This is a genomic window from Mesorhizobium loti, from assembly GCF_003148495.1.
Lineage (GTDB): Bacteria > Pseudomonadota > Alphaproteobacteria > Rhizobiales > Rhizobiaceae > Mesorhizobium > Mesorhizobium loti.
On record NZ_QGGH01000001.1, the window covers coordinates 840,607 to 859,233 of the forward strand.

The following is an 18,627-nucleotide window of genomic DNA, read 5'->3' on the forward strand; positions in this document are numbered from 1 at the left end:
CTTCCACCAGGGCCGGCCGAGATCATGCACTTGCCAGATGGCAAGCGCCAATGTCGTGGACAGGCCGGTTTCAGCCGATCATGGCGCTGCGGCCGCCGATTTCGGCTTCGCGGATCTTGGTGTCACGCGATTCCAGCATTTCCGCCTTGGAAAGCTCCGCTTCAGCTTCGCCGAGTAATGATTCGGCAGTGCTTCGCTGCTGCGCGAGGTCGCTTTGCGAATTTCTGAGGTTGTCGCGGCGCAAACGCGCCGCCTTGGCGAAGGTCGGATAGGCGAAATGGTTGATGTCGGTGATGCCGGCCTTCTTTTCTTCAGCGGTGATCTGAAGCTCCAGCTCGACGGCCATGCGTTCGAACTCGGCGATCATCATGTCGAGCTGCAGCAGCTGCCGCCGCTTCTCATTCACCTGAAACTGTTTCAGCCGAACGAGGTTTTCACGTGACTTCATGATTCGTACTCCCGGAAACGCACACCCGCACTTATCGTCCAAACCACCTGGAAGAGCCCAGGCCGCACCCGTGTCCACCGGCTTTCCCCGAACTATGGGAAACAAAACCCTAAAGTTTTTTGCCAGCGGTAACCATTCGTTTACGGGCATTGTTAATCATACGGGTCAGGACTTAAGGCCGGGTAAAAATTCCGGCCGCCGATGCGGAAGCGACGTCGATGAGTCCCTGGAGTCACTTAGTCCAGATTGTTGATGTGTTGCATTAGGATTTGGTTCTGAGATTCGTTATTAGATTCAAGAGGGTGTAGAAAGAGGTTAAAAAATCTGGTACCGTCATGGGCGGGAAATTAGGTTTTGTTAACCATTTGATGGCAGCCTCTGCACAAGGCAACCACTGCTCCGGGTCCGGACGGGTCGTGAAATGGTCCGGCAGCAGAAAAGGGGAATGAAATGCGTGTTCTGCTGATAGAAGATGACAGTGCAACCGCACAAAGCATCGAGCTGATGCTGAAATCGGAAAGTTTCAACGTCTACACGACCGATCTCGGTGAAGAGGGCGTCGATCTAGGCAAGCTCTACGATTACGACATCATCCTTCTCGATCTCAACCTGCCTGATATGTCGGGCTACGAGGTCTTGAGAACGCTTCGCCTTTCCAAGGTAAAGACGCCAATCCTTATCCTCTCCGGCATGGCCGGCATCGAGGACAAGGTGCGTGGCCTCGGCTTCGGCGCTGACGACTACATGACCAAGCCGTTCCACAAGGATGAGCTGGTTGCCCGCATTCACGCCATCGTGCGGCGCTCCAAGGGGCACGCCCAGTCGGTCATCACCACCGGCGACCTGGTGGTCAACCTCGATGCTAAGACCGTCGAAGTCGGCGGCCAGCGCGTGCACCTGACCGGCAAGGAATACCAGATGCTGGAGCTGCTCTCGCTGCGCAAGGGCACGACGCTGACCAAGGAAATGTTCCTCAACCATCTTTATGGCGGCATGGACGAGCCTGAGCTCAAGATCATCGACGTCTTCATCTGCAAGCTGCGCAAGAAGCTCGACGCGGCATCTGGCGGCCAGAATTACATCGAGACGGTCTGGGGTCGCGGCTATGTGCTGCGCGAACCGGAAGACATCCGCGTCAGCGCCTGATCGACGGGCATCGTTCGGACTTTCTTCAATAAAAAACCCGGCTCTGGCCGGGTTTTTTGCGTGATGGGCTGGTAATTATCTCTTTTTACGCAATTCCTGACAGCAGGCGCGTCACGCGCTTTTCCTGGAATTGCTCAACACCACCGAATCAGGTGCGATCTTCAAGGTGCGAAAACGCTCGAGCAGTTGCGGCCTGTTGAATGGCTTCAAGAGGTAGCCCTGGGCGCCGGCGCGCTTGGCCCGCATGATCGAAGCGATATCGAGCTCGACCAGTGAAATCAGGATCTGCGGCCTTATCGGGCTCTCCATGGCGCGCACGCGACGGATGAGATCGACCGCCGGCACATCAGGCAAGGCGCCATCGACGACGATGATGTCGGGCATGTCGGCGGCGCACATCTCCAGCGCATCAAGTCCGCTGGCTGCCTCGATGACAATCATTTCGGAGCCGCCCAGGATGCGTTTTGCAACCTTCCTGATGACACTTGAATCGTCGACGAACATGCAGCGTTTCATTTCCGGGTCCTCTTTGCCGTCTGGCAATCCGGTAGCGTCGGGGGTATCCAGACGCACCATAGGCCAATCTGGTAAAGAAGCCGAAAAGGCGTTAGGTAAAATTTTTACAAAGACTGCGGCTGTTCGCTTTTATTCGCGAATGCTTCAACGCTGCCCAGGCGATCAAACGCATTTCATGTCGATGGGCCGGAATTACAGATTTCGATGGAAAAATACTTCGGCTTCCCGGCTGCGCTATCAGGCAGCCGAAAGCACGATTTCTTCCGGCGTCGCGTGGATCGATATCGTCATGCCGGCTTCGCGCGCCAGAAGCAGCGTGTAATAGGGCTGCACGGAATGCGCGTCGATCGGCTCCTCCGGCTTGTGGCCGGAATGCAGTTCGAGGAATTTCGGCGGCACACGCAGCATCGGGCCAGCCGCCGCAAGCGCGAAACGCGGCTCGGTCTCGAGGTTTTCCAGCGTTACCGAAAGCTTGCCGCCGCGCGGAATGGCGGCGTTGGCGACGAGGATCAGGTTGAGCAGCAGCTTGACCTTGTTCTTGGGCAGCAGTGCGCGGGTCCCGTTCCAGGTCAGTTCCGGCTTTTCGTTCTTGAGGAAGGCGATTGCGACCGCTTCGGCATCGCCGGTATCGATCAGCATGCCGGCCGAGCCGGCGGCGCCGAAGGCGATGCGGGCGAACTGCAGGCGGGCCGAAGCATTGCGGGCGCTCTGACGGATCAGCTTCATGGCGTCTTCGTCAGCGCCGCCTTCATCGAGCAGCTCGAGCCCATTGTTGATCGCGCCGACCGGCGAGATGATGTCGTGGCAGACCCGGCTGCATAATAGCGCTGCCAGATCGGGTGCAGAAAGGGTGAACAGATCGGCCATCGGCGAAAATCCCTGCAAAATCTAATAACTCACGGTCGAGCGATCGATCGTCGCCTGCCCACACGAATCACGCACTCTCTCCTCGGGCTTTCTGAATACACAGCACCCGTGCGTGCAGCAACAAATCCAAAATTGTGGATGTGGCAAATGGCGTGTTCACGCAGGCCGCCGACCCACTTAAGCGACCCCAAAACAGCCTTCGAACCGCCATGTTCATGTGGGAGCTTAATGGTTGAAAAAGGATTACGGCATAGTTTGCCCGTAACAGTTACCCTTAACGGCCGGCTAAAAGAGCCGTACGGGGTGCGAGGCGTCGGCGAAGGTGCTCCCTGACGGAGATTGGAAGCATGTTTTCCCGATACTACGACCGGAGCTTTCTCCGTGTCTTCTCAATGGCGGTCACGCTCCTGGGCGTTCTCGTCTTCTCGACTTCAGCCCTGCGGGCCCAGGAATATACCGCTCAGGAGATTGTCGATTCCGGGCACAAGTTCTTCGGTGCGACATCGGGCGGGCTCGCCACGGTCGTCGAGAAGATTTTTGCTTCCTACGGCCTGCCCAACGGCTATCTGCTGGGGGAAGAGGGCTCGGGCGCGCTGATCGGCGGCCTGACCTATGGTGAAGGCACGCTCTACACCAAGAATGCCGGCGATCACAAAGTGTTCTGGCAAGGCCCGTCACTCGGCTGGGATTTTGGCGGCGAGGGGTCACGGGTGATGATGCTGGTCTACAATCTCGACGATGTGGGCAGCCTCTACAACCGCTATGGCGGCGTCGCCGGTTCGGCCTATGTGGTGGCTGGTGTCGGCTTCAACGTGCTGAAGAACAACAACGTGATTTTGGTGCCGATCCGCACCGGTGTCGGTGCCCGGCTTGGCGTCAATCTCGGCTATCTGAAGCTTACCGAGCGCGCCACCTGGAATCCGTTCTGAGCTGAAGATCTTTGGCTTATGCATGTCGTTCTCCCAAAACCGGGACCACTTTTGGGCGGCATGCATTAAACCCGTCCCGTTACGGCAAACCCTTGCCGCAACGCTGGATTTCAGCCATGTCAACGTGGCACAGTCAAAAGTGCTCGACGCGCTTTTGGTTTTATCTTGTTGCATGTCGTTGTCCCAAAACCGGTTCCCACTTTTTGGGCGACATGCATTGGTTTGATGGTTGCCGTCCACAACGGGTAGTCACTTGGTCCAGTCGGTCCTGTTCTTCGTCCTCGGCTTTCTCTGCGCCGGTTTTCTGGCGCTTATGGTGGCTCCGGCCATATGGCGTCGCGCCGTCGCCCTGACGCGCAAACGTATCGAAGGCTCGATCCCTCTGACGCAAACCGAGATCCAGGCGGACAAGGACCGCATCCGCGCCGAGTACGCCATGTCGACGCGCCGCCTCGAAATCAGCGTCAAGGCGTTGCGCGAGAAGGCGGCCGAACAACTCGTCGAGATCAATCGCGGTCGCGAGGCCCTGAAGGGGCTGGCGGTCGAGCGCATGGACAAGAACCATGCGCTGACCGAACTCGGCGCCAAGAACGAAGCGTTGCGTCAGCGCGAGGGCGAGTTGCAGCAGCTTTCGGAGCGACTGAAGGAAACCGAACGCAAGCTGGAAAAGCGCGCGCTCGAGCTGGAAAAGCTGGAGCACATGTATGACGACGCCAGTTTTTCCTCCAGCAGCCGGCAGATCGAGCTCGTGGCGCGCGAATCCGAAATGCAGAAACTCGCCAGTGACATTGCGCTGCTGCGCGGCCAGCGCAAGGAAGCGGACAGGCGCAGCCAGGAGATCGCGGCCGAAAGCAAGGCCACGCGCGACGCCCTAAAAGCCGAGAAGAAAAGGACCGCCGAGCTCGACAAGAAGGTCGAACGGCTGCTGGCCACGCTTGCCGATCGCGAGGACAAGCTCGACCGCCGCGAAAAGGAACTGGCGCGCATGCGCGAAAAATCGAAAGCCGAAGATAGCGCACCGGCCTTGCGGCTGGTCGGCAAGGGCGGCGACGTTGCCAGGAGCGATGACCTCGACAAGGCGATCGCCAAGCTCGACAGCGACCGTGAGCGGCTCGAGGCGAGGCTGACGGCGCTGGCGCGCGAGAACAAGCGGCTGAAGGCGGATCTCACCGCGCTGGCCGCGTCCAATCCCACGGACGGCAGCTCCGCCCTGCGCGAGCAGATGAACGAACTGGCGGCGGAGGTCGTCCATCTGACGGCCAAGCTCGAGGGGCCGGGTTCGCCGATAGCCAAGGCGCTGGCGGCACCTTCGGATGCACGCTCCGGCAACCGCAGTCTTGCCGACCGCGTGCGGGATTTGCAGAAGGCTGACGCGACAAGCTGAAATCAGCTCTCTTTTGCCGAAAAATGATGCAGCGCGATGGCTGAGGCGGCTGCGACGTTCAGGCTGTCGAAACCTTCCGACATGGTGATCCGCATGCCATGCAGGCGTGCGAGCAGGCTGTCCGGCAAGCCTTCACCCTCGGTACCGAGATAGAGCGCCATGCGTTCACTCCGCTGCGCATCGCGGATGTCGGTCCGCCCGCGTGGTGAGAGCGCGAATTGTTCGAAGCCGCGCCTGGCGAGCATTGCCGTGAAGCCGGCGGTGTCGGCGAACGATGCGAACGGGATCTTGAGCGCGGCGCCGACGGAAACGCGGATCGCCTTGCGGTAGAGCGGATCGCAACATGTCACATCCAATAGAACTGCGTCGGCGCCAAAGGCGGCGGCGTTGCGGAAGATCGAACCCATATTGTCATGGTTGGCGATGCCGACGAGCACCACGACCAGCGCCTGGGCTGGCAAGGCATCGAGAAGAGCCTCAGCCGACTGCGGCGCCCCCTTGCGTCCCATGGCCAGGATGCCGCGATGCATGTGAAACCCGGCGATTGCGTCCATCACCGCGCTGGTGGCGACATAGACGGGGAGGTCGGCCGGCGCCTTGCGCAGGATCTCCTCAAGACCGGCCAGCCGATTTTCCAGGACCAGCGCCGATTCGGCGGCAAAGCGCCCAGCCGAGAGCAGCAGGTCCAACACCACCTTGCCTTCGGCGACGAAGCGGCCTTGCCGGCCGGCGAGGTCACGCTCGCGGATGTCGAGATAGGCAGCGACGCGCGGATCTTGCGGGTCGTCGATGCGAATGGGATCCATGCATTCCTCGCGGCCGTCGCATCGGCCCGAATATCCGGAACGATCCCCGGCGCTTACCTTTGGCCATGAAAGCACGATGCGACAATTCGCGACGATCAGCTACCTCTGTGCGCCCGGATGGGCGCATGTCGCTCTGACAACGATCAGCTACCTCTGTGCGCCCGGATGGGCGCATGTCGCTTTGAAATCGCCGGTGAGGTCAGCGGGCTACAGTGTGGTCAGGTTCCGGCACGGCGCAAACGGTGCGCCATCTGGGACAGGTCGTCCTTGCCGCTGCCGAAAATACCGTCCAGCATGTGGAGCAGTTCGCGTACGGCGTCGGATTTACAGGAATAGTAAATCATCTGCCGGTCGCGGCGTGTGTCGACGAGGTCGAGCGCCCGCAACTTGGCGAGATGCTGGGACAGGGCGGATTGGCTGAGCATCACCTTCTCGGCGATGGCGCCGACCGACATTTCACCCTCGGCGAGATAGCTCATGATCAACAGGCGCTTCTCATTGCCCATCAGCATGAGAAACTCTGCCGCCGCTTCGGCGTTGACGATTAGCTTTGTCGAGACCATCGATCCCCCATGCTTCCTGTTCATCCTGACGCCATGGGGGCAATGGCATCTGATTCCATAAACTCACTCGTGAATCGGCACATGCGATTCAACGTCACCAACAAAAGGTAGAGCATTTCATTTAAATCTCAAGTGTTGCTTTTGATCAATCATAATTAAGTCCAGTGCCGACGTCGACCGAGGCCCGTCCGACCCTGGCCATTTCGACCAGAACGTGTCGCAATTCGCGTGCTGCTGCCAAGGGTTGTGGGAAGAAGACCCGGCAAACATCGTCGCCCGACACCAGATCCATACCATCGGCATCGAATCCGGCAATTATCCAGCCGTTGCCGGACACTTTCGTGAAATGCTTTGCATAAACGGCGATCGCGTCGAGATGGTCGGCGTTCATGTGGTCGATGGCGGATTGTTCGCTCGTCGCCAGTTCCTCGACGATCGGTCCGCTTGTGAGCACATCCGATTGATCGAGATGATAGGCCTTGCCGAAGCCGCCGTTGAGGCTGGCGCGTTGCGGCTCGAGGCGAAAGATCGAAAAGTCGCCGAGACCGGCGTAAAGTTTCGCCTTGGGATTGCGGTTGAGATAACGGCGCTCGGTGCGGGCGTGTTCGCTTGATCCGCGCTCAAGCCGTGCCGCCTGGCAGACCAGTGTCAGGCGCGGGTGCGCCAGCGGGTCACCTTTGCCGGGTTCGCCAAGCAACAGGGAGCAGCGCGGATCGGCAAGCAGGGCGCCGGTGTGCGCCGAGAGCATCGAAACCAGGATCAGCGGCGCGCCATCAATGTCGGAGGCCACGCCGACCCTGCTGGCCAGCGGCGAGCCGGTTTGCGGTTCGATCACCGCCAGAGCGCCAAAGCGGGCGTTGCGCAGAAGCGTCTTGCCCAGCCGGATCGCTTCGGCGTCTGTCTCGCGGATCACGTCCTTCTTCGGTTCGTCCAAGGCGTCACCGCAATAAGTTGATTTATCTTCTCTAGTTATCGGTCAGCAAGCCGGATTTGACAAGGCCGTCGATCTCGGCTTTCGCAAGGCCGAAACGTGCCAGTATTGTCGCCGGCGACAAATCGTCATCGCCGGGCATGGTGGCCAGTGTTGGTTGCGAGCTCGAGAAACGCGGCGCCGGGGCAGGGCGCTCGAATGCACCCGCCGTCACAAAGGCGTTGCGTGCCCGATTGTGCGGATGGTGCTTCGCCTCTTGCAGCGACAGGACGGGGGCAACGCAGGCATCGGTTTGGGCAAACAGCAGGTCCCAGTCGTCGCGCGATTTCTGCCGGACCCGATCGGCAATGGCCGCGCGCATCGGCGACCACAATGCCCTGTCGTACTGGCCGGATATAAAGCGCTCGTCTAGCGGCAGCAGCTTGGCGAATTCGGCGAAGAACTGCGGCTCGAGGCAGCCGATGGCGATATGGCGGCCGTCTGACGTCTCATAAGTGTCGTAGAAGGGGGCGCCGGAATCGAGCAGGTTCGCGCCGCGCTTTTCGCTCCACAACCCGGCCGCCATGAAGGCGTGCAGCGGCGTCGCCAGCATCGAGGCGCCTTCGACCATCGCCGCGTCGATGACCTCCCCCTTGCCGGTGCGTGAGCGCTGGAACAGGGCGGCCAGCACGCCGGCAATCAGCATCATGGCACCGCCACCGTAGTCGGCGACGAGGTTGAGTGGCGGGACGGGACGGCCGTCAGTGTGACCGATGGCGTGCAGCACGCCGCAATAGGCGAGGTAGGTGATGTCGTGGCCGGCGCGGCCGGCGAGCGGGCCGTCCTGGCCGAAGCCGGTCATGCTGCCGTAGATCAGCGCCGGGTTGCGCGCCAGCACCGCTTCAGGGCCGAGGCCAAGCCGTTCCATGACACCGGGACGAAAGCCTTCGAGCAAGATGTCCGCCTTTTCGGCCAGGCGCAGCAGCAGATCGGTGCCTTCCCGGCGCTTGAGGTCGATGCGCAGCAGTGCGCGGCCGTGGCGGTCGATGTTGTACTCATCCGGCAGCGACAGGAACTGGCTCGCCCCCGCCCGTTCGATGCGCAGCACTTCGGCGCCCATCTCCGACAGCAACAGGCCGGCCAGCGGCACGGGGCCGAGCCCGGCCATCTCGATCACCTTCAAACCGGCAAGCGGACCGGTCTTCCCGGCAGCTGGCAAGCCGGCGCTCATGACCGTCTACTTCGGCGCCATGCGGATGGCGCCGTCGAGACGAATGGTCTCGCCGTTCAACATCTGGTTCTCGATGATGTGAAGGGCGAGAGCGGCATATTCGGACGGCTCGCCCAGACGCGATGGGAAGGGCACTGCGGCACCCAGCGAATCCTGCACCTCTTGCGGCATGCCGGCCATCATCGGCGTCTTGAAGATGCCGGGCGCGATGGTGCAGACGCGGATGCCGGAACGGGCAAGGTCGCGCGCCACCGGCAGCGTCATGCCGACGACACCGCCCTTGGACGCCGCATAGGCGGCCTGGCCGATCTGGCCATCATAGGCGGCAACCGAAGCGGTGTTGACGATGACGCCGCGCTCGCCACCTTGCAGCGGCTCGAGCTTCGACGCGCGCTCGGCGACGAGGCGGATCATGTTGAACGTGCCGATCAGATTGACTTCGATCACCTTGCGGTACTGATCGAGGGGATGAGGACCATCTTTGCCGATCGTCTTCACGCCAATGGCGATGCCGGCGCAATTGACCAGGATACGCGGCTCGCCAAGCTTGGCGGCGACGTCGGCGAGTGCAGCGGTTCCGCTGTCGGCGCTGCTGACGTCGCACTGGACGGCAATGCCGCCGATCTCGGCCGCGACCTTGGCCGCGCGATCAATACCGACATCGAAGATGGCGACGCGGGCGCCCTTGGCGGCCAGCGCGCGCGCCGTTGCCTCGCCAAGACCGGAGCCGCCGCCGGTGACGATCGCGATCTGGCCGTTCGGGTTCATGGCGTCATCCTTTGATCTCAGGAACAGTGGGACGGATCAGGCGCCAGATCGACGGGAAAGGTCAAGCCATCGCCGCGATGGGATCGGCCACCCTGGCCTGATCGGCGTGGCAGACCTCGCCCGAGAGCCTGGCGACCGCGCCCGGCGCGATCTCGTGCGACAGCAGCCGGTCGAGATCGACAGGGCGCGGCATCGAAATCTGGCCGCGCGGAATCCGCTTGAAACCGAGCGGACCGTAATAGGGTTCGTCACCGACCAACATGACCGCGGGCGCGCCGGCCTTGGCGGCGGCCTCCAGCGCGATCGCCACCAGTCGGCGGCCGATGCCGAGATTCTTGAAGGCCGGCCGCACCGCAAGCGGCCCGAGCATCAGCGCGCGACCGGCGCCGGCGGCGACGCGGGTCATGCGCACCGAGGCGACGACAAGGTCACCATCGACGGCGACAAAGGACAGCGAGCGTTCGTGCCCTCCGGCTTCGCGGATCTTGTAGGCGGCCAGCACAAAGCGGCCGGGCCCGAAGGCTTCGTCGTTGATGGCTTCGATCTGGAGGTCATGCACCGGGGTTTCCGGCAGGTATTTCACGTCGGCAAGGCTCATGGTCTTTGCGTTCCGGTAAGGAGGAAAGGTTTGCTGCAAACGGCAGCATTCGCCAGTCAGCGCTTCATCAAGCGCGGGCGCCCTTTCGTCGTCGGTCAAACCGGATCAAAGCAAAGTCGAACATGCGGATTGTCCGCTAGCATCAATTTCCTGCCGCTGCAATCGGCCGTTTTTGTCCGTCGTTTCTGCCAAGTGACGGTCTGTTCAGCACCTGACGTCTTCGACAGGACAGCCTTGCGCCTACATAAACCAATAGGACGCAAGGAGATTTGCATGGGATTGCTGGTTGAAGGCAGGTGGCAGGATCGCTGGTATGACACGGCGGACAACGGCGGCAGGTTCGTGCGGACGCACTCGCAATGGCGCGATTGGATCACCGTTGACGGAGCGCCGGCCGAAGGCCGGACGCGCGGCTTCAAGGCCGAGCCCGGCCGCTATCATCTCTATGTCTCGCTTGCCTGTCCGTGGGCGCACCGGACGTTGATCTTTCGCGCGCTGAAGAAGCTGGAAGGCATCATATCGGTGTCGGTGGTGCATCATTTCATGGGCGCCAACGGCTGGACGTTTTTGGCTGAGGACGGCGCTACCGGCGATACACTTTACGGCCTCGACTTCCTGCACCAGATCTATGCCAAAGCCGATCCCGCCTATTCGGGCCGGGTGACGGTGCCGGTGCTGTGGGACAAAAAGGAGCAGACCATCGTTTCCAACGAGTCTTCCGAGATCATCCGCATGCTGAATTCGGCTTTCGACGAATGGGGCGATGCCAGGCTCGACTTCTATCCCGAGGACCTGCGCCGCGAGATCGACCGCATCAATGCGCTGGTCTATCCCGCGGTCAACAATGGCGTCTACCGCGCCGGCTTCGCCACCACGCAACGCGCCTATGAAGAGGCGTTCGGCGAACTGTTCGCGGCGTTGGATACGCTGGAGGAGCGGCTGTCAAAACAGCGCTATCTCGTCGGCAGCCGCATCACCGAGGCCGACTGGCGGCTGTTCACCACGCTGGTGCGCTTCGACCCGGTCTATGTCGGCCATTTCAAATGCAATCTGCGCCGCATCGTCGACTATCCGAACCTGTCCAATTATCTGCGGGATCTCTATCAGGTGCCTGGCGTGGCCGGGACCGTGAACCTGCATCATATCAAGGCGCATTATTACGCCAGCCATCAGACGATCAATCCGACGCGGATCGTTCCGGTAGGGCCGGAACTGGATTACGGCGCACGGCATGACCGGGCGCGGTTCGAGCAAGCGGCGGCCTGATCTACCAGTAGGGCGAGGGCTGCTCGCCGCCGAAAATCTCGGCGATCCGGCGCAGCGTCGCCGGCGTCGTGCCCTCAGGCAGGCGGTCGAGCGGGAAGAAGCCGGCTTCGGCGATCTCGTGGTCCGGCAGCTTCGGCGCCGTCTGGCTGAAATGCTCGATCAGGTAGAAGCCGACATGGTCGCGGCGGCTGGCGCGACGATTGAAATGCATCGACTTCAGCACCGGCGGGGCGGTCAACGCGATGTTGCCTTCCTCGGCCAGTTCGCGTGCCAGTGCCTCGGCAAGCGTCTCACCGACTTCGACGCCGCCGCCGGGAAGCTGCCAGCCCGGCACATAAGTGTGTCGAATGAGGAAGACGGAATTGGACGCCGTGTCGTGGATCAGGCCGCGCACGCCAAGCGTCATCGGCCGCCGCAGCACGAAATAGAGATGGAACAGCCTGGCCCTGAGTCCAGCCCAGCCGGTCTGGCGGAAGGCATCTTCAGGTTTCGCCATCAGCTGCGAAACCGTGGGTGGAAAGGAAACCTTGTGTGGAAAGCCGCGCGCCCGTCGCCTATGAAAGAGAAATGTTCAGGCTCGCGCATATTTCCGATGTCCATCTGGGGCCGCTCCCCGATGTATCCTATCGCGATCTCGCCTCCAAGCGTGTGCTCGGCTATGTCAACTGGCAGCGCAACCGCCGCCGCCATATGCATGACGCCGTCATCGACACGATCGTGGCCGACATCAAGGCGAACGCGCCTGACCACCTCGCCGTCACCGGCGACCTGGTCAATCTGGCGCTCGACGGCGAGATCGAGATGGCCAAGCACTGGCTGGAGACGCTGGGATCGCCGCACGATGTTTCGGTCGTTCCGGGCAACCATGACGCCTATGTGCCCGGCGCCTTCGACAAGGTCTGCCGATCCTGGGCGGCGTGGATGAGCGGCGACGGCGTCAACACGCCGGTCGACCGCAACGCCTTCCCCTATCTGCGCGTGCGCGGCAATGTCGCGCTGATCGGTGTCTCGACGGCACGCGCCACAGCACCCTTCATGGCCAATGGTTTCTTCATGGAAGGCCAGGCGGAGCGGCTTGGTAAAATCCTCGGGGATACCGCCGGGCAGGGGCTGTTCCGCGCCATCATGATCCACCATCCGCCGGTGCGCGGCGCGGTCCCGCAGCACAAGCGGCTGTTCGGCATCGCCCGCTTTCACAAGATCATTCGCCGCCATGGCGCCGAACTTGTGCTGCACGGCCATTCGCATCTGCCGTCGCTGTTCTTCATCGGCGGTCGAGGCGTCAGGATCCCGGCGGTCGGCGTCGCTGCCGCCGGCCAGGCGCCGGGCGGCAAGCACCCGGCGGCGCAGTACAATCTGTTCGACATCGACGGTGAAAAGGGAAACTGGCGAATCCGACTGACACGGCGCGGCCTGACCGGGCCGTCCATACCGCCATCCGATCTGCAGACGCTGGAGCTTGGCGTCGAGGCCGCTATGGCCGCAAGTTGACAACCATGGCCACAATGCGGTCCCAGAACAGGACGACCGACACCACAAGGCCGACCAGTGCGCCGGCAGCGACCAGGCCAAGCCCGGACAGAAAGGCCGACCAGCGTTTGCTGCGCGTCGTCGCACGCAGTGGCGGTTCGGCTTCCGGGACATCGGCGCGTTTCATGCCGGCGATAGCCGGTTCGACCCCGCCTTCCATCATCCTCTGACGCTCGACGATGCGCTCGGCGACATAGCGTGTCACGGAATCGGCAACCGGCTTCATCTCGGTGGATTCGGCAAGCACCACCCGGCCGATGCGGGTGTCCTTGAGGAAGCGATAGGTGCGGCGGTCGCGTCCCATGGCGACATGGCTGACGGCGTCGATCCACAGGCGCGGCTGCAAGCCGGACGAGACGACAAAGTCGAAATTGTCCATGTCGGCGGGAACATCGGCAAAAACCGGCGCTAGCTCGGCGGCAAGCAGATCGAGGCGCATGCGATGCGCCTCGCGCATATCGACGACGACGTCGTCGCGGTCGGCGAAGGCATTTTTCACATCACGGATGGCATCGGACAGCTTCTTCGACTGGTCGATGGTCTTCTCGCCTGCTTCCTTCATCGGCGTTTGCCTCGCGGGTTTGGTTAACATGGGGTTAACACAGCCGCCGGCAAAATGCACTGGCGAGATCGATGGGATCGAGGCTCAGGAAAATGTTGTGCGCGAAAAGGTCAGCTGGCCGCGGCGGCAAATTTCTGGCGATGTGGCCTGGCGCGGCGCCTGGTGTTGCGGCGAATGATCTCGGCAACGAGCTCGGGCGCTTCCTCGGTCAGCATATGGCCGGCCTCCAGCACATGGTGCACGTGAAAATGCGCCGGCAGATCATCCGCCTGGGTAAAGGGCAGCACCGCGTCGTCGGTTCCCCACACCACCATCACCGGCATGTTCAGGCTGTCGAGACGATCATGCGGGATGACGCCTTGCCGATCGTCCATGGTCATGGCGACTGCGATCTCGACGAGTTTTTCCAGTTGGCCGGGTCGCCGGCGCATTTCCCAGAGAGCGTCCACGGTGCGATCGAAGGGCCGGGTCCCTGGCCCCGACATAGCGACGAGGCAGGCCCTGATCTCGGACCGATCGGCTGCGCCAGCATAGCGACGCAACAGTGGTCCGTTGATCTCGGGGCCAAGGCCGCCCGGCGCCAGAAGCGTCAGCGAGGCTATTCTTTCGGGCGCAGCCAACGCCATCAGCGCCGCCACCGCACCGCCCATCGAATGACCCACGAGATGAACGCGCTTCAGGCGACGCTCCGAGAGATCGGCGAGCACGGCCCTTGCCGCCACCTTGGCCGGACCGGCGGCGGGAAAATCGAGCGACAACCCATGCCCCGGCAGATCATAGGCCAGCGTGTGCGTGGAAGGCGCCAGTGAGGAAATCACCTCGCGCCAGACATCGTGGCAGCCGCCGTAACCATGCAGCAGGACGATGGCCTTTGAGCCAACACCCTGTTCGGCGGCAAAAAGCGATGCGGTCATGAAAGCTGAGTTTTTTGCTATTGTCAGGATGCGGAACACCAATTGTGGCTGGATTGCTCCTAGTCCACAGCGATGGCCAGTAAAATTTTCGCGATTTGTACGGTTGCGGACAGAACTCGGCGCTGACCGGCATCATGCGAAAGAGCGCAGGAAATCCATTGAACGCGGCGCGCTCGATCCGGACGTCGATTGGTGTCAGCTTGGGTTGCCGAGCCCGGCTGCGCGCAGCGCCTGGACCAGCCGCTCGGTCAGGTCGGCCGGATATTTCCGCTCGACGAAGGTCGCGCGCGGATCGGCGGCAAATTTAGGGAATTCGGTGGTCAGTTGGGTCAGCAGTGTGCTCACCAGATGGTCCTGTCCGGCAGCCTTGGCGCCGATTAGCCGCGCTGCCAGATAGTGCGATTTCGTTGCCGTCGTTCTCAGTGCCATGCTGGCCGCGATGGCCTTGTTCATGTCGCCCTGCATGAACTCACCGACGAACAGCCCGTAATCCCACCATGTCGAGTGCCCGCTGAAGGTCTCCGCCGCATGGTCGAGGATCGGCGTTCCCTCAGCATAGCGACCGGCGAATATCAGCCCGTAGCCGTAAGCGGCAGCCATGCCGAGATCATAGGGATTGAGTTCATAGGCCTTGCGCATCCAGCGGATCGCTTCGTCGGTGTTGCCGAGGCGCGAACTGACGTAGCCGTAGGAGCGATGCGCATAAGGGCTTGTCGGCCCCATCTGCACGCCGCGATGGGCAAACTCCACGGCTTTTTCAATCGTCGCATTGGGCGGATAGGCGTAATGATCGGAGACCGCCTCGAGATGCAGGGAGGCAAGTTCCGAATAAACGAGCGAGGATTTCGTGCCGCCATTGGCCAGCTTCTCGAGGCAGCGATAGGCAGCCTCATGGGTCCTGGCGTTCTGGTCGAGATAATATTTGTCGTTGAGCAGCAGGCATTGCGTCAGACCGTTCGGCGCGCCGGTCTGCTCGATGTAGTTGTAGATCGTGCCCGAGGCGGGAAGCGCCGAGCTCAGCATGTCGGCGATACGGTCTTCGACCGCGGCAGGTGCGCTGTCGGCAGGGGTCAGATTGCGCGAAAGAAGCACCCGTCCGGACGCCATGCTTTGCAGCTCGATGGTGATGTCGCCGGCGTCCGGTCCGGGCAAGATGTCGAATATGAAGCTCGTGGTTTCGTCGGCCGGATCGGTGGCGGTGTCGCGGCCGATGAAGTCGATCGTATCGAAGCCGCTCAGGCCGGCGCGCAGCGACGCGGCGACACGGCTGGCGTAGGTGCCTTCAGCCTTGAGGCCGATATAGACTTGCGGCAGGGCGTCAGCCATTGCCGATGGCACGATGCTTCCGGTTGCGCCGGCGGTCTCGAGCGTTGCCGACATGTCGCCGCCTGCCAACAAGGCACTGCTGCCCTGACGAAGGATCAGCACCCCCAGCATGGCGATGACCAGGGCGATCGCGATCCAGAAAAAGCGGAGATGGCGCGCCACCGAGGGGGCGGGCGAAGACGGTATGGAAGCCAGCGATGCCGCGTGCAGCATGCCCGTGCTGGCGTCGTTGGGCGGATCGGCGGATACAGCGCCGTCGAGCTTGAGTTCGGGGACATCCGGCAGCCGGATTGCATTCAATTCATAGGCAGGAACATAGCCGCCGCGCGGAATGGCGATGCGGACGGGTTCGGCGATGCCCTCATTGGCAAAATAATGCTGCAGAAGCTCGCGCAGCCTGCCTGCCTGCACGCGCACCACGGCATCGGTCGACGGATCGAAATCGCCGTCCTTGCCGAACACATCCATGGCAATGGAGAAGCCCTTGAGCCTGTCGCCTTCGCCGGCCTGTTCACGTTCGACAAGATAACGCAGCAGCTTGCGCGCACGCTCGGACCGGCCGAACGTTTGGCTGGCAAGCAGTCGCTCCAGTGTCTCGCGCACTGCGGGGGCGGCAGGCGTGGCATGCTGCAAGTGTCGATCCTCTCGAAGTCGGCACAGGTTGAGGCGCGATCATATAGGTCCCGCACCACCACACAAGTATACACCCCATTATGCGATCGCGTACCCCACCGGATAATTCGACGGTGGTTAATGGCCGAAAGATCGGAACCGATCACCCGGTTGGGACGGTCCCGATCCTTGTTCTGGCCGTGCGTCAGCCGGCTTTCTTGCCGACGATACGGTTGGCGGCGGACATCACCGCTTCCAGCGAGGCGGCGACGATGTTGGTGTTGATGCCGGCACCGAACAGCTTGCCACCAGGATATTCCATCTCGACATAGGAGATGGCCGACGCGTTCGAGCCGCGCTGCAACGAGTGCTCGGAATAGTCGAGCACCGACATCTCGACACCGAGATGACGCGACAGCGCATCGACGAAGCCGTCGATCGGACCGGTGCCTGTGCCCGTAATCGTCACTTCCTTACCCTGGTCGAGGATGACCGCCTCGACCACGCGCCGGCCCTTGATTTCGGTGCTGGGATAGGTCTGGTGATCGAGGAATTTCAGCCGCGCGGCAGGCTGATCGACATAGGTCTCGAGAAAGCGCTCGTAGATGCGCCGGGCCGGCACTTCCTTGCCCTCGGCATCGGTGATCGCCTGGATTTCCTGGCTGAATTCGATCTGCAGATTGCGCGGCAAATTGAGGCCGTAATCGGCCTGCAGCACATAGGCGATACCGCCCTTGCCGGACTGCGAGTTGATGCGGATGATGGCTTCGTAGCTGCGTCCGACATCGGCCGGATCGATCGGCAGATAGGGCACCTCCCATACGCTCGTGTTGGCCTTCTTCAGCGCCTTCATGCCTTTGTTGATGGCATCCTGGTGCGAGCCGGAAAAGGCGGTGTAGACGAGTTCACCGACATAGGGGTGGCGTTCGGGGATCTTCAACTGGTTCGAATATTCGTAGACGTCCTTCATCCGGTTGATGTCGGAGCAGTCGATCAAGGGATCGACACCTTGCGTGTACATGTTGAGCGCCAGCGTGACGATGTCGACATTGCCGGTGCGCTCGCCATTGCCGAACAGCGTGCCTTCGACGCGATCGGCGCCGGCCATCAGGCCGAGTTCGGTGGTGGCGATGCCGGTGCCGCGGTCATTGTGCGGATGCAACGAGACCAGCAGGTTCTCCCTGTTGTCGAGGTTGCGGCACATCCATTCGATGCGGTCGGCATAGATGTTGGGCGTCGACATCTCGACCGTCGACGGCAGGTTGACGATCAGCTTGTTGTCCGCCGTCGGCCTGACGATCTCGGTGACGGCGTTGCAGATCTCCAGCGCCACTTCGAGCTCGGTGCCGGTAAAGCTCTCCGGCGAATATTCGAAGCGAAAGCCGCCGCCGGCCTTGGCCGCCATGTCGGTGATCATCTTGGCCGCGTCGGTGGCGATGCGCTTGATGCCGCCGACGTCCTTTTCGAAGACGACGCGGCGCTGCAATTCGCTGGTCGAATTGTAGAAATGGACGATCGGGTTGGTGGCGCCCTTGAGCGCCTCGAAGGTGCGGGTGATCAGCTCCGGCCGGCACTGCACCAGAACCTGGAGCGAGACATCGGCGGGTACGTTACCTTCCTCGATGCACCAGCGGGCAAAGTCGAAATCGGTCTGCGAGGCCGAGGGGAAGCCGATCTCGATCTCCTTGAAGCCCATGTCGAGCAGCAGGCCGAACATGCGCGCCTTGCGCTCGTGGCCCATCGGATCGATCAGCGCCTGGTTGCCGTCGCGCAGGTCGACCGAGCACCAGATCGGCGCCTTGTCGATGACCTTCGAGGGCCAGGTGCGGTCGGTGAGGCCAACGGTGGGATAGGGCTGATATTTGCGGGCCGCGTCGGGCATGCCCCGGGCTGCATCCTTGCCGGCTACCGCGGCATCGGAGCGGATCTCTTCTCGTGCGTTCATCGTCGTTTCTCCCGGCGGCTCATGGATCCACCTTCAGGTGGATTGATGGCGAGCGGCGCCTTTACCAGAATTTCGTTCGCGTGATGTGACTTGGCAAGGAGCATGCGCTTGCGCGGCGGTTCGACCGCCGGGCGCTCCTTCAGCGAACCCGGCGATCGCCGATAAGGCCGAGAAGAAGCAGGGTGGAAGCCAGCGCGCGCACGGTCTCGCCGGAAAAACCGGTCGGACGGGAAGCGTTGGTGGCGCGCGTGTTCATGGCGGTTCTCATACAGGAGCGGCTTGTGAGAGGCAAGTGGGGGCCACAGG

General features: G+C 62.0%; 19 protein-coding genes. 5 read left to right on the forward strand and 14 right to left on the reverse strand.

The window, feature by feature from the left end; translation table 11 throughout:
- Window positions 1–70: 70 nt before the first annotated feature.
- Window positions 71–448, reverse strand: a complete 378-nt coding sequence (locus C8D77_RS04225) for a flagellar export protein FliJ (protein ID WP_109659601.1) — start codon at window positions 446–448, stop codon at window positions 71–73.
- 450 nt (window positions 449–898) lie between these two features.
- On the opposite strand from C8D77_RS04225, the gene ctrA reads away from it, so the two are divergent.
- Entirely contained in the window at window positions 899–1,594 is a 696-nt protein-coding gene (gene ctrA, locus C8D77_RS04230) for a response regulator transcription factor CtrA (RefSeq protein ID WP_006203583.1), read from the forward strand.
- 111 nt (window positions 1,595–1,705) lie between these two features.
- Here ctrA and C8D77_RS04235 read toward each other — a convergent pair whose 3' ends face one another.
- Both C8D77_RS04235 and chpT read right to left on the reverse strand, forming a co-directional pair.
- Window positions 1,706–2,110: a response regulator gene (locus C8D77_RS04235; protein WP_109659603.1), complete on the reverse strand. Its 405-nt coding sequence runs from the start codon at window positions 2,108–2,110 to the stop codon at window positions 1,706–1,708.
- Between the two features lie 237 nt (window positions 2,111–2,347).
- Window positions 2,348–2,977, reverse strand: coding sequence for a histidine phosphotransferase ChpT (chpT, locus tag C8D77_RS04240; protein WP_109659605.1), 630 nt, complete (start codon window positions 2,975–2,977; stop codon window positions 2,348–2,350).
- A 392-nt stretch (window positions 2,978–3,369) separates the two neighbouring features.
- On the opposite strand from chpT, the gene C8D77_RS04245 reads away from it, so the two are divergent.
- Together C8D77_RS04245 and C8D77_RS04250 are read left to right on the forward strand one after the other, a co-directional pair.
- A complete protein-coding gene (locus C8D77_RS04245) occupies window positions 3,370–3,906 on the forward strand; it encodes a DUF1134 domain-containing protein (RefSeq protein WP_245270509.1) in 537 nt (178 codons plus the stop codon).
- Between the two features lie 253 nt (window positions 3,907–4,159).
- Window positions 4,160–5,290 carry a coiled-coil domain-containing protein gene (locus C8D77_RS04250; protein ID WP_109659607.1) on the forward strand — a complete coding sequence of 377 codons (1,131 nt, stop codon included), beginning with the start codon at window positions 4,160–4,162 and terminating at the stop codon, window positions 5,288–5,290.
- Window positions 5,291–5,292: 2 nt separating this feature from the next.
- On the opposite strand, the gene C8D77_RS04255 is transcribed toward C8D77_RS04250, so the two are convergent.
- The 6 genes from C8D77_RS04255 to C8D77_RS04280 form a co-directional block, all read right to left on the reverse strand.
- Complete coding sequence (locus C8D77_RS04255; protein WP_109659609.1) at window positions 5,293–6,096, reverse strand: TrmH family RNA methyltransferase; 804 nt, start codon at window positions 6,094–6,096, stop codon at window positions 5,293–5,295.
- 218 nt (window positions 6,097–6,314) lie between these two features.
- On the reverse strand, window positions 6,315–6,659 hold the full coding sequence (locus tag C8D77_RS04260; RefSeq protein ID WP_109659611.1) for an ArsR/SmtB family transcription factor: 345 nt from the start codon (window positions 6,657–6,659) through the stop codon (window positions 6,315–6,317).
- 145 nt (window positions 6,660–6,804) lie between these two features.
- The gene (locus tag C8D77_RS04265) at window positions 6,805–7,593 is read right to left on the reverse strand and encodes a HugZ family pyridoxamine 5'-phosphate oxidase (protein ID WP_109659613.1); all 789 of its coding nucleotides are present in this window, start codon (window positions 7,591–7,593) and stop codon (window positions 6,805–6,807) included.
- Window positions 7,594–7,624: 31 nt separating this feature from the next.
- Entirely contained in the window at window positions 7,625–8,800 is a 1,176-nt protein-coding gene (locus tag C8D77_RS04270; protein ID WP_109659615.1) for a CaiB/BaiF CoA transferase family protein, read from the reverse strand.
- Between the two features lie 6 nt (window positions 8,801–8,806).
- Window positions 8,807–9,568: a 3-hydroxyacyl-CoA dehydrogenase gene (locus C8D77_RS04275; RefSeq protein ID WP_109659617.1), complete on the reverse strand. Its 762-nt coding sequence runs from the start codon at window positions 9,566–9,568 to the stop codon at window positions 8,807–8,809.
- Window positions 9,569–9,629: 61 nt separating this feature from the next.
- A complete protein-coding gene (locus C8D77_RS04280; protein ID WP_109661255.1) occupies window positions 9,630–10,166 on the reverse strand; it encodes a GNAT family N-acetyltransferase in 537 nt (178 codons plus the stop codon).
- A 273-nt stretch (window positions 10,167–10,439) separates the two neighbouring features.
- On the opposite strand from C8D77_RS04280, the gene C8D77_RS04285 reads away from it, so the two are divergent.
- On the forward strand, window positions 10,440–11,432 hold the full coding sequence (locus C8D77_RS04285) for a glutathione S-transferase family protein (RefSeq protein ID WP_109659619.1): 993 nt from the start codon (window positions 10,440–10,442) through the stop codon (window positions 11,430–11,432).
- Between the two features lies 1 nt (window position 11,433).
- On the opposite strand, the gene C8D77_RS04290 is transcribed toward C8D77_RS04285, so the two are convergent.
- Entirely contained in the window at window positions 11,434–11,928 is a 495-nt protein-coding gene (locus C8D77_RS04290; RefSeq protein ID WP_109659621.1) for an NUDIX domain-containing protein, read from the reverse strand.
- Window positions 11,929–11,999: 71 nt separating this feature from the next.
- Between C8D77_RS04290 and C8D77_RS04295 the strand changes: the two genes are divergently transcribed.
- Window positions 12,000–12,923 (forward strand): metallophosphoesterase family protein, encoded by a 924-nt coding sequence (locus C8D77_RS04295; RefSeq protein ID WP_109661257.1) that lies wholly within the window; start codon window positions 12,000–12,002, stop codon window positions 12,921–12,923.
- Here C8D77_RS04295 and C8D77_RS04300 read toward each other — a convergent pair.
- From C8D77_RS04300 to leuA, 4 genes are all read right to left on the reverse strand, one after another.
- On the reverse strand, window positions 12,907–13,524 hold the full coding sequence (locus tag C8D77_RS04300; protein WP_109659623.1) for a hypothetical protein: 618 nt from the start codon (window positions 13,522–13,524) through the stop codon (window positions 12,907–12,909). The genes C8D77_RS04295 and C8D77_RS04300 overlap by 17 nt on opposite strands.
- A gap of 110 nt (window positions 13,525–13,634) precedes the next feature.
- The gene (locus tag C8D77_RS04305) at window positions 13,635–14,438 is read right to left on the reverse strand and encodes an alpha/beta fold hydrolase (RefSeq protein WP_109659625.1); all 804 of its coding nucleotides are present in this window, start codon (window positions 14,436–14,438) and stop codon (window positions 13,635–13,637) included.
- 195 nt (window positions 14,439–14,633) lie between these two features.
- Window positions 14,634–16,397 (reverse strand): tetratricopeptide repeat protein, encoded by a 1,764-nt coding sequence (locus C8D77_RS04310; RefSeq protein WP_109659627.1) that lies wholly within the window; start codon window positions 16,395–16,397, stop codon window positions 14,634–14,636.
- A gap of 184 nt (window positions 16,398–16,581) precedes the next feature.
- A complete protein-coding gene (gene leuA, locus C8D77_RS04315; RefSeq protein WP_109659629.1) occupies window positions 16,582–18,321 on the reverse strand; it encodes a 2-isopropylmalate synthase in 1,740 nt (579 codons plus the stop codon).
- Window positions 18,322–18,627: the final 306 nt, after the last annotated feature.

Excerpts from the sequence above, each read along its gene's own strand:
- C8D77_RS04225 (WP_109659601.1), bottom strand. The coding sequence starts at position 448 with ATGAAGTCACGTGAAAACCTCGTTCGGCTGAAACAGTTTCAGGTGAAT.
- ctrA (WP_006203583.1), top strand. The coding sequence starts at position 899 with ATGCGTGTTCTGCTGATAGAAGATGACAGTGCAACCGCACAAAGCATC.
- C8D77_RS04235 (WP_109659603.1), bottom strand. The coding sequence starts at position 2,110 with ATGAAACGCTGCATGTTCGTCGACGATTCAAGTGTCATCAGGAAGGTT.
- chpT (WP_109659605.1), bottom strand. The coding sequence starts at position 2,977 with ATGGCCGATCTGTTCACCCTTTCTGCACCCGATCTGGCAGCGCTATTA.
- C8D77_RS04245 (WP_245270509.1), top strand. The coding sequence starts at position 3,370 with ATGGCGGTCACGCTCCTGGGCGTTCTCGTCTTCTCGACTTCAGCCCTG.
- C8D77_RS04255 (WP_109659609.1), bottom strand. The coding sequence starts at position 6,096 with ATGGATCCCATTCGCATCGACGACCCGCAAGATCCGCGCGTCGCTGCC.
- C8D77_RS04260 (WP_109659611.1), bottom strand. The coding sequence starts at position 6,659 with ATGGTCTCGACAAAGCTAATCGTCAACGCCGAAGCGGCGGCAGAGTTT.
- C8D77_RS04270 (WP_109659615.1), bottom strand. The coding sequence starts at position 8,800 with ATGAGCGCCGGCTTGCCAGCTGCCGGGAAGACCGGTCCGCTTGCCGGT.
- C8D77_RS04275 (WP_109659617.1), bottom strand. The coding sequence starts at position 9,568 with ATGAACCCGAACGGCCAGATCGCGATCGTCACCGGCGGCGGCTCCGGT.
- C8D77_RS04280 (WP_109661255.1), bottom strand. The coding sequence starts at position 10,166 with ATGAGCCTTGCCGACGTGAAATACCTGCCGGAAACCCCGGTGCATGAC.
- C8D77_RS04285 (WP_109659619.1), top strand. The coding sequence starts at position 10,440 with ATGGGATTGCTGGTTGAAGGCAGGTGGCAGGATCGCTGGTATGACACG.
- C8D77_RS04290 (WP_109659621.1), bottom strand. The coding sequence starts at position 11,928 with ATGGCGAAACCTGAAGATGCCTTCCGCCAGACCGGCTGGGCTGGACTC.
- C8D77_RS04295 (WP_109661257.1), top strand. The coding sequence starts at position 12,000 with ATGTTCAGGCTCGCGCATATTTCCGATGTCCATCTGGGGCCGCTCCCC.
- C8D77_RS04300 (WP_109659623.1), bottom strand. The coding sequence starts at position 13,524 with ATGAAGGAAGCAGGCGAGAAGACCATCGACCAGTCGAAGAAGCTGTCC.
- C8D77_RS04305 (WP_109659625.1), bottom strand. The coding sequence starts at position 14,438 with ATGACCGCATCGCTTTTTGCCGCCGAACAGGGTGTTGGCTCAAAGGCC.
- leuA (WP_109659629.1), bottom strand. The coding sequence starts at position 18,321 with ATGAACGCACGAGAAGAGATCCGCTCCGATGCCGCGGTAGCCGGCAAG.